Source organism: Pseudomonas sp. JR33AA (genome assembly GCF_021378985.1).
Taxonomy (GTDB): Bacteria; Pseudomonadota; Gammaproteobacteria; order Pseudomonadales; family Pseudomonadaceae; genus Aquipseudomonas; species Aquipseudomonas alloputida.
Window position 1 is genome coordinate 282285 of the sequence record NZ_JAJSAW010000002.1, and the last position, 14952, is coordinate 297236.

Annotated in this window: 12 protein-coding genes; all 12 read right to left on the bottom strand. The window is 61.9% G+C overall.

Going from position 1 to position 14952, the window contains the following annotated elements:
* Nucleotides 1-27: 27 nt before the first annotated feature.
* Nucleotides 28-3552, bottom strand: a complete 3525-nt coding sequence (gene dnaE / locus LVS58_RS04605; RefSeq protein WP_233690066.1) for a DNA polymerase III subunit alpha — start codon at nucleotides 3550-3552, stop codon at nucleotides 28-30.
* Nucleotides 3553-3641: 89 nt separating this feature from the next.
* Nucleotides 3642-4265 (bottom strand): ribonuclease HII, encoded by a 624-nt coding sequence (gene rnhB, locus LVS58_RS04610; RefSeq protein ID WP_233690067.1) that lies wholly within the window; start codon nucleotides 4263-4265, stop codon nucleotides 3642-3644.
* A 1-nt stretch (nucleotide 4266) separates the two neighbouring features.
* Nucleotides 4267-5394 carry a lipid-A-disaccharide synthase gene (gene lpxB, locus LVS58_RS04615; protein WP_233690068.1) on the bottom strand — a complete coding sequence of 376 codons (1128 nt, stop codon included), beginning with the start codon at nucleotides 5392-5394 and terminating at the stop codon, nucleotides 4267-4269.
* 1 nt (nucleotide 5395) lies between these two features.
* The gene (lpxA, locus tag LVS58_RS04620; RefSeq protein WP_003252316.1) at nucleotides 5396-6172 is read right to left on the bottom strand and encodes an acyl-ACP--UDP-N-acetylglucosamine O-acyltransferase; all 777 of its coding nucleotides are present in this window, start codon (nucleotides 6170-6172) and stop codon (nucleotides 5396-5398) included.
* Nucleotides 6169-6609 (bottom strand): 3-hydroxyacyl-ACP dehydratase FabZ, encoded by a 441-nt coding sequence (gene fabZ / locus LVS58_RS04625; RefSeq protein WP_003252314.1) that lies wholly within the window; start codon nucleotides 6607-6609, stop codon nucleotides 6169-6171. The genes lpxA and fabZ overlap by 4 nt, the downstream gene beginning before the upstream one ends.
* A 114-nt stretch (nucleotides 6610-6723) precedes the next feature.
* Nucleotides 6724-7779, bottom strand: a complete 1056-nt coding sequence (lpxD, locus tag LVS58_RS04630; protein WP_233690069.1) for a UDP-3-O-(3-hydroxymyristoyl)glucosamine N-acyltransferase — start codon at nucleotides 7777-7779, stop codon at nucleotides 6724-6726.
* A 1-nt stretch (nucleotide 7780) separates the two neighbouring features.
* A complete protein-coding gene (locus tag LVS58_RS04635; protein WP_003252311.1) occupies nucleotides 7781-8284 on the bottom strand; it encodes an OmpH family outer membrane protein in 504 nt (167 codons plus the stop codon).
* 44 nt (nucleotides 8285-8328) lie between these two features.
* The gene (gene bamA / locus LVS58_RS04640; protein ID WP_233690070.1) at nucleotides 8329-10689 is read right to left on the bottom strand and encodes an outer membrane protein assembly factor BamA; all 2361 of its coding nucleotides are present in this window, start codon (nucleotides 10687-10689) and stop codon (nucleotides 8329-8331) included.
* A gap of 73 nt (nucleotides 10690-10762) precedes the next feature.
* Complete coding sequence (gene rseP / locus LVS58_RS04645) at nucleotides 10763-12115, bottom strand: RIP metalloprotease RseP (RefSeq protein ID WP_233690071.1); 1353 nt, start codon at nucleotides 12113-12115, stop codon at nucleotides 10763-10765.
* Between the two features lie 72 nt (nucleotides 12116-12187).
* Nucleotides 12188-13378 carry a 1-deoxy-D-xylulose-5-phosphate reductoisomerase gene (gene ispC / locus LVS58_RS04650; RefSeq protein ID WP_233690072.1) on the bottom strand — a complete coding sequence of 397 codons (1191 nt, stop codon included), beginning with the start codon at nucleotides 13376-13378 and terminating at the stop codon, nucleotides 12188-12190.
* Entirely contained in the window at nucleotides 13375-14190 is an 816-nt protein-coding gene (locus LVS58_RS04655; protein WP_233690073.1) for a phosphatidate cytidylyltransferase, read from the bottom strand. The genes ispC and LVS58_RS04655 overlap by 4 nt, the downstream gene beginning before the upstream one ends.
* Complete coding sequence (gene uppS / locus LVS58_RS04660) at nucleotides 14190-14945, bottom strand: polyprenyl diphosphate synthase (RefSeq protein ID WP_003252299.1); 756 nt, start codon at nucleotides 14943-14945, stop codon at nucleotides 14190-14192. Before uppS ends, LVS58_RS04655 begins: the two co-directional genes overlap by 1 nt.
* Between the last annotated feature and the right edge of the window lie 7 nt (nucleotides 14946-14952).

Below are 14952 nucleotides of genomic sequence, written 5' to 3' on the forward strand. Positions count from 1 at the left end.
TCAGGTCGAGATTAAATTTTTGTCGGTTCAACGATATTGCAGGAAGACGTTCTCACGCCCGAACTGGTCACGCAGCGCCTGAATCAGCCCATCGGCCGGGTCGATTGCCCACTGCTCGCCAAACTGCAGCATGGCCTTGGCGTCGCTGCCGGTGTACTCCAGCGTGATCGGGCAGGCACCGCGATGGCGGGTGATCAGCTCGCCCAGCCACTTCAGTCGGTCGCCCTTCAGCGCGTCGTGCGCCACCTTCAGGCGCAGGCTCTCGGCCAGCTTGGTGCGTGCGTCTTCCATGGTCATCACCTGCTTCACCCGCAGGCGCAAGCCCCCGGAGAAGTCGTCATTGCTGACCTCGCCTTCCACCACCACCATGGCATCGGTCTGCAGCAAGGACTGTGCCGCCATGAAGGCATCGGCAAACAGCGATGCCTCGATCCGCCCGGAACGGTCATCCAGGGTGACGAAGCCCATCTTGTCGCCCTTCTTGTTCTTCATCACCCGCAGCGCAATGATCATGCCAGCGATGGTCTGGGTTTCGCGCGACGGCTTGAGGTCGACGATGCGCTGGCGGGCAAAGCGGCGGATCTCGGTCTCGTACTCGTCGATCGGGTGGCCGGTGAGGTACAGGCCAAGGGTGTCTTTCTCCCCCTTCAGACGCTCCTTGAGGGTGAGCTCGCGCACCTTGCGATGGTTGGCATAGACATCGACATCTGCCGCGTCGAACATGCCGCCGAACAGGTCGACATGACCACTGTCAGCGGTGTGTGCGGCCTGTTCGGCTGCCTTGATGGCCTCGCCCAGCGCCGACAGCAAGGTTGCCCGGTTGATGTCGATGTTGGCGTGGTAGGCCTTGATCTCGTCATGAAAGTGCGGGCCAAGGCGGTCCAGCGCGCCACTGCGCACCAGCGCATCGAGGGTACGCTTGTTGACCCGTTTGAGGTCGATGCGTTCACAGAAATCGAACAGGTCCTTGAAGGGACCGCCCTGGGCACGGGCCTCGACAATCGCCTCCACCGGGCCTTCACCGACACCCTTGATGGCACCAAGGCCGTAGACGATACGGCCGTCGTTGTTGACGGTGAACTTGAAGTCCGAGAAGTTCACGTCCGGCGCGTCGAGGCGCAGCTTCATGCTGCGCACCTCCTCCACCAGCACCACCACCTTGTCGGTGTTGTGCATATCCGCCGACAGCACCGCGGCCATGAACGGCGCCGGGTAGTGGGTTTTCAGCCAGGCGGTCTGGTACGACACCAGACCATAGGCGGCGGAGTGGGATTTGTTGAAGCCGTAGCCCGCGAACTTTTCTACCAGGTCGAAGATGTTACCGGCAAGGTCCGCATCGATATTGTTGGCCACGCACCCTTCGATGAAACCGCCGCGCTGCTTGGCCATTTCCTCGGGTTTTTTCTTACCCATGGCGCGGCGCAGCATGTCGGCGCCACCCAGGGTATAACCTGCCATCACCTGAGCAATCTGCATCACCTGTTCCTGATACAGGATGATGCCGTAGGTCGGCGCCAGTACCGGCTTGAGGCCTTCGTACTGGTAGTCGGAGTGCGGGTAGGCCAGCTCGGCGCGGCCGTGCTTGCGGTTGATGAAGTCGTCCACCATGCCCGATTGCAAAGGGCCCGGGCGGAACAACGCAACCAGTGCGATCAGGTCTTCCAGGCAGTCGGGCTTGAGCTTCTTGATCAGCTCCTTCATGCCACGCGATTCAAGCTGGAACACCGCCGTGGTTTCGGCCTTCTGCAACAGCTCGTAAGTCTTGCGGTCGTCCAGCGGGATGAAGTCGATGTTGAGGTCGGGCAGGTTCTTCTTGGCCTGCTCGCGGTTGATGATCTCCATCGCCCACTTGATGATGGTCAAGGTCCGCAGGCCGAGGAAGTCGAACTTCACCAGGCCGGCGGCCTCGACGTCATCCTTGTCGAACTGGGTTACCAGGCCACCACCCTCTTCGTCACAGGCGATCGGCGAAAAGTCGGTGAGTTTGGTCGGTGCGATAACCACACCACCGGCGTGCTTGCCGGTACCCCGGGTCACACCCTCCAGCTTCAGGGCCATGTCCCAGATTTCACGGGCGTCTTCGTCGCCCTTGAGGAAGTCACGCAGGATTTCTTCCTGCTCGTAGGCCTTCTCCAGGGTCATGCCCACTTCGAAGGGGATCATCTTCGACAGGCGGTCGGCCAGGCCATAGGATTTGCCTTGCACCCGCGCCACGTCACGCACCACCGCCTTGGCGGCCATGGTACCGAAGGTGATGATCTGGCTTACTGCATTACGGCCGTAGGCCTCGGCCACGTAGTCGATCACCCGGTCACGGCCGTCCATACAGAAGTCGACGTCGAAGTCGGGCATGGAAACACGTTCAGGGTTGAGGAAGCGCTCGAACAGCAGGTCGTAGGCCAGCGGGTCGAGATCGGTGATCTTCAGTACATAGGCCACCAGCGAGCCAGCACCCGAACCACGGCCCGGGCCAACCGGTACGTCGTTGTTCTTGGCCCACTTGATGAAGTCCATAACAATCAGGAAGTAACCGGGGAAGCCCATCTGGATGATGATGTCCAGCTCGAACTTCAGGCGGTCCAGGTAGACCTGGCGCTTTTCTTCGTAATTGGGCGTGGTCTCTTTCGGCCACAGCACGGCCAGGCGCTCTTCCAGGCCTTCGTGGGCCACATGCCGCAGGTAATCGTCGATGCCCATGCCGTTGGGCGTGGGGAAGTCAGGCAGGAAGTACTTGCCCAGCTGTACCTGGATATTGCAGCGCTTGGCAATTTCGACGGTGTTGGCGATGGCGTCTGGCAGGTCGCTGAAGAGCTCGGCCATTTCCTCGGCAGACTTCAGGTACTGCTGGTCGCTGTAGCAGCGCGGACGGCGCGGGTCGTCGAGGGTCCAGCCCTCGCCGATACAGACGCGGGTTTCGTGGGCGTCGAAGTCAGCCTGCTTGATGAAGCGTACGTCGTTGGTAGCCACCAGCGGGGCGCCAAGCTTGTCGGCCAATGCCACGGCCGCGTGCACGTATTCTTCGTCGCGTGCGCGATTGGTGCGCTGCACTTCAACGTAGAAGCGCTCGGGGAACATGCCCATCCAGTCTTGAAGAAGCACTTCGGCTTCGTCTTGCCGGCCCGCCAGCAACGCCATACCGATGTCGCCTTCCTTGCCCGCCGACAGGGCAATAAGGCCCTCGCTGGCAGGGGCGATCCATTCACGCTGGAGGATGACCAGACCGTTGCGCTGGCCATCGGTCCAGCCGCGCGAGATCAGTTCGGTGAGGTTGCGATAGCCCTTGGGGTCCATGGCCAGGAAGCAGATGCGCGATAGCGGGGCTTCCGGGTCGGCACCGGCCAGCCACATGTCGGCACCGCAGATCGGTTTGATGCCGGCGCCCATGGCAGTCTTGTAGAACTTCACCAGCGAGCACATGTTGCTCTGATCGGTGATCGCGACCGCCGGCATGTTCATCCCGGTCAGCGCCTTGGCCAGCGGTTTGATCCGCACCAGGCCGTCGACCAGCGAGAATTCGGAGTGGACGCGCAGGTGAACGAAGGGAACCGACATGGAAGATCCTGTAGCAGAGGCGAACGACAAGGGCGGGATTGTAGCCTAACTGGGGGCTTTTTTTGGGGCCGCTAAGCGGCCCCAATAGGTCAGATCAGGGAATCGGTGACGCCTTCGCGCGCTTCCCAGGCCGCCCGCACCGGGGCGAAGGAACGCCGATGAATGGGCGTAGGCCCAAGGCGCGCCAAGGCTTCCAGATGCACCGGGGTCGGGTAACCCTTGTGCCCGCCAATGCCATACCCCGGGTAGATCAGCTCGAACGCACTCATCTCCCGATCACGGGTCACCTTGGCCAGGATCGATGCCGCCGCAATGGCCGGCACCTGGCTATCCCCCTTGACCACCGGTGCTGCCGGCACTGCCAGCTTCGGGCAGCGATTGCCATCGATCAGGGCCAGCTTCGGCGTAATGTGCAAGCCCTCCACTGCCCGCTGCATGGCCAGCATGGTGGCCTGCAGGATGTTCAGGTGGTCGATTTCCTCGACCTCGGCGCGGGCGACACAGAAGCTCAAGGCCTTTTCGCAGATCTCGTCGAACAGCGCCTCACGCTTGGCTTCGGTGAGTTTTTTCGAATCGTTCAGACCGAGAATCGGCCGCGCAGGATCAAGAATCACTGCCGCCGTTACCACCGCGCCACACAGCGGACCACGGCCCACTTCGTCAACGCCGGCGACCAGGTCTTCTACCAGGTTGAAGTCCAGTCCAATTTGCATGTCAGCGGTCCTTGAGCAGGGCCAGTACCGCCTCGGCCGCCTGATTGGAAGCGTCACGGCGCAGGGTGCGGTGAATTTCGTCGAAACGTTCGGTCTGCTGGCTTCCATCGCGCACCAGCGGCGCCAGGGTGTTGGCCAGCGCTTCGCTGGTAGCGTCGTCCTGCAGCAACTCGGGCACCAGCGCTCGCTGGGCCAGCAGGTTCGGCAATGACACGTAAGGGCTTTTCACCAGACGCTTGAGAATCCAGAAGGTCAACGGCGCCAGGCGGTACGCCACCACCATCGGCCGCTTGTACAGCAGCGCTTCGAGGGTGGCAGTGCCCGAAGCGATCAGCACCGCGTCACAGGCTGCCAGCGCTTGGTGCGACTGGCCATCGAGCAGGGTCAGCGGCAGTTGGCGCCCTTCAAGCATCTGTTCGATCTGGGCGCGCCGTGCGGCGTTGGCGCAGGGCAACACGAAGCGCACACCCGGCACCTGTTGGCAAAGGCGCTCGGCGGCGTCGAGGAATACCGCACCCAGGCGCCCTACTTCGCCACCCCGGCTGCCCGGCATCAGTGCCACCACCGGTCCGTCGCCCAGGCCCAGCGCGGCGCGCGCAGCCGGGCGATCGGCTTCAAGCGGGATAGTGTCTGCCAGCGGGTGGCCGACAAAACGCACTGGCACGCCCTGCTCTTCGTAAAACCGCGCCTCGAACGGCAACAGCGTCAGCATCAGGTCGCAGCCCTCGCGAATCTTCAGCACGCGCTTCTGCCGCCAGGCCCACACTGACGGGCTGACATAGTGCACGGTCTTGATCCCGGCCTGGCGCAGCTTCAGCTCGATATTGAGGGTGAAGTCAGGGGCGTCGATGCCAATGAACACGTCGGGCTTTTCTTCGATCAGGGTCTGGATCAGCAACTTGCGGCGTTTGAGCAGCTCGCGCAGACGCCCCAGAACCTCGACCAGCCCCATGACGGCCAGGCGCTCCATGGGGAAATAGGATTGCAGGCCCTCAGCCTCCATCAAAGGGCCGCCAACCCCGATGAAACGCACGTCGGGGTGGCGTGCCTTGAGGGCACGCATCAAGCCTGAACCAAGGATATCGCCACTGGCCTCACCGGCGACCAGCGCTACGCAAAGCTGGGCCATATCAGCGCGTGATGCCGCGAGCGGAGCTTAGGATCGACTGACGGAACAGCTCCACCTCAGGGTGTTGCGTGGCCGGTTCGGCCAGCTCCTTGAGCGCGTCTTCGACGGTCAGACCCTGACGGTAGACAATCTTGTAGCAACGACGCAGCACATGGATCACCTCGTCGCTGAAACCGCGGCGGCGCATGCCCTCGAAGTTCATGCTGCGGGCTTCGGCCGGGCTGCCGAACACGGTAACGAAGGCTGGAACGTCCTTGCCAATGGCCGTGCCCATGCCGGAAAACGCGTGGGCGCCAATATGGCAGTACTGGTGAACCAGGGTGTAACCGGACAGGATCGCCCAATCGCCCACATGCACATGACCTGCCAGCGCTGTATTGTTGACCAGGATGCAGTGGTTGCCGATGACACTGTCGTGGCCAATGTGGGCATAGGCCATGATCAGGTTATGGTCACCCACGGTGGTTTCCGAGCGGTCCTGAACAGTACCGCGGTGGATGGTCACCCCTTCGCGAATCACATTGTGATCGCCGATCACCAGGCGCGTCGGCTCACCCTTGTACTTAAGGTCCGGGGTGTCTTCACCGATCGAGGAAAACTGAAAGATACGGTTGTGCTTGCCGATGCGGGTCGGGCCTTTGAGCACAACATGCGGGCCGATAACGGTGCCCTCCCCGATTTCTACATCAGGGCCAACGATCGACCAAGGGCCGACCTCGACGCCGTCGGCCAGCTTGGCCGACGGATCGATAATGGCCCGAGGATCAATCGAATTCATAGGGAGCGTTCCGCGCAGGTGATTTCTGCCGAGCACACCGGCTTGCCATCGACAAGGGCGCGGCACTCGAACTTCCAGATCATGCTTTTACGGCTGAGGAACTTGGCTTCCAGCACGAGCTGGTCGCCCGGTAGAACCGGCTGACGGAAACGCAGTTTGTCGGAACCGACAAAGTAGTACAGGGTGCCATCGGCCGGCTTGGCATCGAGCATCTTGAAACCAAGGATGCCGGCCGCCTGGGCCATGGCTTCGATGATCAGGACACCCGGCATGATCGGGTGTGCTGGGAAGTGGCCATTGAAAAACGGCTCGTTGATGCTGACATTCTTGTAGGCACGAATGCTCTGGGCCTCGAAGTCCAGATCCGTCACACGGTCTACCAGCAGAAACGGGTAGCGGTGAGGCAGGTATTCGCGAATCTCGTTGATGTCCATCATTTCGGTGGGGAAGCCTGTAATAAGAATAGGGAGCGCAGGTGCTGACCACACGCTCCTTTTGCAATCCAAAGAGGAGCCAGCTAGCGACTGTTCACTCTTGCTCAGGGAATGGTATCAGCCTTCTGATGTCGGCAGGCCACCTGAGGTCACGGTATCGACGCGTTTTTCCAGCTGCTGGAGACGCTTGGCCATGTCGTCCAGGTGGCGGATACGCGCGGCGCTCTTGCGCCAGTCAGCCAGCGGCTGCATGGCAGTGCCGGAAGAATAGGAACCCGGTTCAGTGATCGAACGGGTAACCATGGTCATTCCGGAAACGAAAACGTTATCGCAAATATCAATGTGCCCAACCAGCCCCACACCACCGGCCAGCATGCAGTGCTTGCCGATGCGCGTGCTGCCGGAGATTCCGACGCAAGCGGCCATGGCAGTGTGATCACCGATCTGCACGTTGTGAGCGATCTGGATCTGATTATCCAGCTTGACCCCGTCGCCGATCCGGGTGTCGGACAGCGCGCCACGGTCGACAGCAGTATTGACGCCGATCTCCACGTCATCACCAATGGTGACGCCGCCGATCTGTGCAATCTTGCGCCAGATGCCCTTCTCGTTGGCAAAGCCGAAGCCCTCGCCGCCGATCACGGCACCCGACTGGATGACCACACGCTTACCGATGGTCACGTCGTGATACAGCGTGACCCGCGGTGCCAGCCAACCACCTTCACCGACCACACAGCGGGCACCGATGAAGCAGTGGGCGCCGATGCTGACGTTGGCGCCGATGCGCGCACCACTTTCGATGACCGCGAACGGCCCGATGCTGGCACTGGCGTCCACCTGGGCATCTTCCGCCACCACGGCGCTGGGATGTATTCCCGCCTCAGCCTTGGGTTTGGGATCGAACAGGTGCGAAATCCGCGCGTAAGCCAGGTACGGATCCGCTACGACCAGGGTATTGCCGGCAAAGCTTTCGGCATCCGCAGCCTTGAGCAGCACCGCGCCGGCCTGGCTGTTATCCAGGTACTTGCGGTACTGCGGGTTGGCGAGGAAGCTCAATTGACCGGGGCCAGCCTCCTGCAAGGTGGCAAGCCCGGTAATCTGCAGCGCCTCGGGCCCCTTGAGGGTCGCTCCGAGTACCTCGGCCAGCTGGCCTAGCGTCATGGTCACACTCATATCAACGGGCTTGGTTCATGCGCTCGATGACTTGGCGGGTGATGTCGTACTGAGGTTTGACATCGATGACCGCACCACGCTCGAGGACCAGGTCGTAGCCGCCCTTCTTGATCACTTCCTCGACAGCACCATCCAGCTTCGGCTTCAGTTGCTTGAGCATGTCGCGATCGGCAACGGCCTTGGCTTCGTTCAGTTCCTTGGACTGGAACTGGAAATCGCGGGCCTTTTGCTTGAACTCGAGCTCCAGGCGCTCACGCTCCTGCTGCTGCATCTTGTCGCCGCCCTTGATCAGGCGGTCCTGGATGCCCTTGGCGCTGCTTTCCAGGCTTTTCAGCTTGGTCAGTTGCGGGCCGAATTTCTTCTCGGCATCAACCGCATACTTCTTGGCGGCATCCGACTCAAGCAGCGCCATCTGGTAGTTCAGGACGGCAACCTTCATTTCGGCGAAAGCCGGGGTGGCGACCAGCGCCGCGGCCACTACGGCCAATTGAGCCAATTTACGCACGATGCACTCCTGGATAAACCGTTGTCATTAAGCAAGGGCCGACCTTAGAAGGTCTGGCCCAGAGAGAATTGGAACACCTGGGTATCGGCATCGTCCGGCTTCTTGACCGGCATTGCCAGGCTGAAGCTCAGCGGGCCCAGTGCGGTAATCCAGGTCACGCCCAGGCCGACCGAACTGGCCATGCCCGAGAACCCGACCTTCTCGCAATCAGGTTTGTTGCCGCAATTGGTGTCGAACACGTTACCCACGTCCCAGAACACGGAAGTGCGCAGTGAACGCTGGTCCTTGACGAACGGCAGCGGGAACAGCAGCTCGGCACCGCCTTGCACCAGCACGTTACCACCAAACGGCAACGGATCCTGATCCGGGTCGGCGATGGTGCCTGGCTTGCCACCCGCGGCCTCGCCTATGCTCGGGGTACTGCGCGGGCCCAGGCTGCTGTCCTTGAAGCCACGGACGGAGTTGAAACCACCCGCGAAGTAGTTCTCGTAGAACGGCAGGCCGGAAGTGCTGCCGTAACCATCACCATAGCCCAGCTCGGTATGCAGGCGCAGGGTGTAATCGCTGGTGATCGGCTTGAACAGCTGACCACGGTAGTCAAGCTTGAAGAACGACAGGTCGCTGCCCGGGACGGTGGATTCCAGGGTCAGGCTTTGCGAGTGACCACGCGTGGCCAGTACGCCTTTGTTCAGGGTCGACTCGGACCAGCCGATCGAGGCCTTGAAGTTCAGGAAGTTGTCACCTTCCTGCTCGAGGAAGTCGAAGATCTCGTCAACGGTGTACTTGCCAGTCTTGATCTTGTCCTGCTGCACACTCAGGCCGTAGGTCAGGCGCGAGGTTTCGCTGATCGGGTAGCCCAGGCTGACGCCGGCACCGTAGCTGTCCACCGCATAGCTGGCAACGTCGACGTCGAGGTCGTCGTAATCGGTGCTGCGGTAGAAGGCGTTGTAGCCCAGGCTGACGCCATCGGCGGTGAAGTAGGGATCAACGAAGCCGAAGTTGTAACGGGTCTGGTATTCCGAACGGGTCAGGCCGATGGATACCTTGTTACCGGTACCGAGGAAGTTGCTCTGGCTGATCGAACCACCCAGGATCAGGCCGGCGCTCTGGGCGAAACCGACGCTGGCGGTGATCGAACCGGAGGCCTGCTCTTCGACGCTGTAGTTGACGTCGACCTGGTCGTCGGTGCCTGGCACCGGCGGGGTCTCGACGTTGACTTCCTTGAAGAAGCCCAGGCGCTCCAGGCGGGTCTTGGACTGGTCGATCAGGTAGGTCGAAGCCCAGCCACCTTCCATCTGGCGCATTTCGCGGCGCAGCACTTCGTCTTCGGTCTTGGTGTTGCCGCGGTAGTTGATGCGGTTGACGTAGGCACGCTTGCCCGGGTCGACCACGAACATGATGTCGACGGTATGGTCCTGGTCGTTCGGTTGCGGCACGCCGTTGACGTTGGCGAAGGTGTAGCCTTCGTTACCCAGGCGGCGGGTGATCAACTCGGACGTGGTGGTCATCACCTTGCGCGAGAATACCTGACCCGGCTGCACCAGCAGCAGCGACTTGACCTGGTCTTCCGGCACCTTGAGGTCACCGGACAGCTTCACGTCGCGAACGGTGTATTTCTCGCCTTCGTTGATGTTGACGGTGATGTAGACGTGCTTTTTGTCCGGCGTGATGGACACCTGGGTGGAGGCGATGTCCATGTTGATGTAGCCGCGGTCCAGGTAGTAGGAACGCAGGCGCTCCAGGTCACCGGAAAGTTTTTCACGGGCGTACTTGTCGTCGTTCTTGAAGAACGACAGCCAGTTGGTGGTCTTCAGCTCGAACAGCTGCCCCAGGGTCTCATCATCGAATACGTTGTTGCCCACGATGTTGATGTGCTGGATGGCGGCGACGGTGCCTTCGTTGATCTTGATCTTCAGCGCCACACGGTTGCGCGGCTGCGGCACCACCTCGGCGTCGACCTCGGCCGAGTAGCGCCCCTGGGCCACGTACTGGCGCTGCAGTTCGTTACGCACACCTTCGAGGGTGGCACGCTGGAAGATCTCGCCTTCGGCCAGGCCCGATTGCTTCAGGCCCTTCATCAGGTCTTCGGTGCTGATCGCCTTGTTGCCTTCAATCTCGATGCTCGACACCGACGGGCGCTCGACCACGTTGATGATCAGCACATTGCCATCGCGGCTCAACTGGATGTCCTGGAAGAACCCGGTCTTGAACAGGGAACGGGTCGAGTCCACCAGGCGGCGGTCGTCGGCCTGGTCACCGACGTTCAGCGGCAAGGCGCCGAACACACTGCCGGCGGAAACCCGCTGCAGACCGTTGACGCGGATATCGGAGATGGTGAAGGACTCGGCGTGAACTTCAGCGATCATCAGTGCGGACATGACCGCAGTTAGCAGCAGACGTTTCATGAAGTCCTTTTATTCCAACTGGCAATAAACAACCTGCCGTCACAAAACGACAGGTTCGCAATTGAGCGAAGCTTTATAGTCGACCCAGATCGTTGATCAGAGCGAGCAACATCACCCCTATGACCAAACTGATACCGATCTGAACCCCCCAACCTTGCACCCGATCCGACAGTGGACGACCGCGCGCCCACTCGACCAGGTAAAACAGCAAATGCCCCCCGTCCAGTACTGGAATGGGCAGCAGGTTAAGAACCCCCAGGCTTATGCTCAGGTAGGCCAGGAAATTCAGGAAATCCCCCACGCCGGACTGGGCTGAAGCGCCCGCCACTTTAGCAATGGTTATCGGTCCACTCAAGTTTTTTACCGAGAGCTCCCCGAACAGCATTTTCTTCATCGATTCAAGGGTAAGGACGCTCATGCTCCAGGTACGCGACAAGCTCTCACCCACCGCATCCAGCGGGCCGTAGCTGATTTCGCGGAGCATGCTGGCAGGCCATTCGCCACCTTTGACGCCAGCGCCAAGATAGCCACCGACCGCCTTACCCTCCCCCTTGCGGGCCAAGGTCACCGGCAGTTCCAGGGCAGCGCCATCGCGCTCCACGCGCACCACTACCTTGGCATCCGGGCGGGCGCGCACGCGGTCGACAACCTGCTGCCATTCGGTCACTGCCACATCATCCAGCGCCAGCAGCTTGTCACCGGTTTTCAGGCCCGCAGCGGCAGCCGGCCCCTTCGGGTCGATCTCGGCCAGCACAGGTGTGATCGCCGGTCGCCAAGGGCGCAGCCCCAGGGATTGAATGGGGTCCGGCTCGTCGTCGCCCTTGAGCCAACTGTCCAGCTTGACCTGCAGCTGGCGCTCGGCGCTGGCACCTTCATCGCGCACACCAATCTGCAAGGTACCGCTCTCGCCCAGACGACGAACCAGCTGCAGGTTGACCGCCGACCAACCGTTGGTCGGTTTGCCGTCCACAGAAACGATTTCCTGACCCGCGGTCAGCCCTGCAGAGGCTGCCAGGCTGCCACTGTCGACCGCGCCGATAACCGGGCGGATCTGCTGGGTCCCCAGCATCGCCAGCACCCAGAAAAACAGGATAGCCAGCAGAAAATTGGCGATCGGGCCTGCCGCGACAATCGCGATACGCTGGCGCACCGACTTGCGGTTGAACGACTGCCCGGCCAGTGCCGGCGGCACATCGCCTTCGCGCTCGTCGAGCATCTTGACATAGCCACCCAGAGGAATGGCCGCAACAACGAATTCGGTGCCGTGGCGGTCATGCCAGCGCAGCAGCGGCGTGCCGAAACCCACCGAGAAACGCAGCACCTTGACGCCACAGCGGCGCGCCACCCAGAAGTGACCGAATTCGTGGAAAGTGACCAGCACACCCAGCGCCACGAGAGTGCCGATAATCATGTAGAGCGCTGTCATGTTCATCTCCGAATGATGTTCAGCGGGCGGGCACGCCTGCCCAGTCCCCTCACTAACCTTGGCGGGGCTGCATCAGCGACCGTGACGCCTCAGCCACTCACGGGAAAGCTCCCGGGCACGCTGATCGGCGGCGAATACCGCATCCAGCGACGGCAGCGGCACGACCGGTTCCTGGTCGAGTACTTGTTCGATCATACCCGCGATCTCCGGGAAGCGGATGCGCCGTTCAAGAAATGCCTCGACCGCAACCTCGTTGGCTGCATTGAGCACGGCAGGCGCGCTGTTGCCGGCCTCGGCAGCCTGCCGCGCCAGGCGCAGGCAAGGGAAGCGTTGTTCGTCGGGCGCCTGGAAATCCAGACGGGCGATGGCGAACAGGTCCAGAGGCGCAACCCCGGAGTCGATCCGTTCCGGCCAGGCCAACGCGTTGGCGATCGGCGTACGCATGTCCGGGTTGCCCAACTGCGCGAGTACCGACCCATCCACGTAGTCGACCAGCGAGTGGATTACGCTCTGCGGGTGCACCACCACCTCAACCTTGGACGGCATGGCATCGAACAACCAACAGGCTTCGATCAACTCGAGGCCTTTGTTCATCATGCTGGCCGAGTCCACGGAGATCTTGCGCCCCATGGACCAGTTAGGGTGCGCACAGGCTTGCTCCGGGGTGACGTCCAGCAGCGCCTCGACCGGCGTTTCGCGGAACGGCCCGCCGGACGCGGTAAGCAGGATCCGGCGCACACCGACGGCACTCAGGCCACGGGCGTAGTCGCCTGGCATGCACTGGAAGATAGCGTTGTGCTCGCTGTCGATCGGCAGCAGCACGGCGCCGTTTTGCCGCACCGCCTCCATGAACAGTGCGCCGGACATCACAAGTGCTTCCTTGTTGGCCAGCAACACCTTCTTGCCTGCCTCGACCGCCGCCAGCGTGGGGCGCAGGCCGGCAGCACCGACAATGGCTGCCATCACTGCATCCACTTCAGCGGCCGATGCCACCTGGCAAAGCCCGGCCTCACCTTCCAGCACCTCGGTGGTGCAACCGGCTGCAGCCAGACCCGCACGCAACCTGACCGCCGCCTCAGTGCTCGGCACCACAGCGAATGCCGGACGATGACGCACACATAGCGCCAACAGCTCATCGATGCGCGAATAGCCAGTGAGGGCAAACGCTTGATAACGGTCAGGATGACGCGCAATCACATCCAGCGTGCTCAGGCCAATGGAGCCGGTGGCCCCGAGCACGGTAATACGCTGTGGGCTACTCACATCACACCCCATTCGGCAGCCCACAACAGTACGGCGAAGATCGGGATTGCCGCAGTCAGGCTGTCAATGCGATCGAGCACACCCCCATGCCCCGGCAGCAGATTGCTGCTGTCCTTGATGCCGGAGCGTCGCTTGAACATGCTCTCGGTCAGGTCACCGACCACCGAGGACATCACCAGCAACCCAGCGCCCAACAGGCCCAGCAGGATCTGACCAAAGCCCCAGTCGCGGCTGATGCCGACACCCAGGGTAATCAACAGGCTGACCGCCAGGCCGCCGTACACGCCTTCCCAGCTCTTGCCCGGGCTGACCTGCGGAGCCAGCTTGCGCTTGCCGAACGCCCGGCCAGAAAAGTACGCACCGATGTCGGCGGCCCACACCAGCACCATGACGGACAGGATCAGCCAGTTTCCCAAAGGCCAGTGCTTGAGCAGCACCAACCCTTGCCAGGCCGGCAGCAACACCAGCAGGCCGATCAACAACCGACAGGCAGCACTGGCCCACAGGTCGCTGCTGCGCGGGTAGGTAAGCACCAGCCAGGTGGCCAGCCCCCACCAGATCACCGCAGCGCCCAGTACCCAGGGCGCCAGTTCCGGAAGGATGTAGAGCAGCATCAGCGCCCCCGCGACCACTGCTGCATAGGCAATGCGCAGCGGCTGGGCCATCAGCCCGGCCAGGCGCGCCCACTCCCAGGCACCGAGGGTCACTACGAAGCCGATGAACAGGGCGAAATCCCCGCCATTGAGCAGGAAGAAACCACCCAGCGCGACCGGCAGCAGGATCAGCGCAGTAATGATGCGTTGTTTAAGCATTAAGCACGAGCTCCAGCCTCGACCTGCTCGCTGGTCTTACCGAAGCGGCGCTGGCGCGAAGCGAAATCGGCCAGGGCATTGCGCATGGCCTCGTGTTTGAAGTCCGGCCAGTAGAGGTCGGAGAAGTACAACTCGGCATAGGCCAGCTGCCACAACAGGAAATTGCTGATGCGGTGCTCACCACCGGTGCGAATGCACAGGTCCGGTAACGGCAACTCGCCGGTGGCCAGACAGGTCTGCAGCAGGCCCGGAGTGATGTCTTCGGGGCGCAGGTGCCCGGCTTGCACTTCGCGCGCCAGCCGTTGGGCCGCCTGGGCGATGTCCCACTGGCCACCGTAGTTGGCGGCTATTTGCAGAATGAAGCGGTTGTTGCCGGCAGTCACTGCCTCGGCCTCGCGCATGGCGGCCTGCAGCTCAGGATGAAAACGCGATCGGTCGCCGATGATGCGCAGGCTGATGTTGTTCTCGTCAAGGCGCTTGGCCTCACGGCGCAGCGCCGAGAAGAACAGCTCCATCAGCGCACCGACCTCTTCGGCAGGACGCTGCCAGTTCTCGCTGGAGAAGGCGAACAGGGTCAGTACCTCGACCCCGGACTTGGCACAGACTTCGATGACCGCGCGAACGGCGTCCACACCCGCCTTGTGCCCGGCCACGCCGGGCAGCAGGCGTTTTTTCGCCCAGCGATTGTTGCCATCCATGATGATCGCGACATGACGCGGCACCGAGGACGGCGCCGCTGGCTTGGTCTTTTCCATTAAAAAA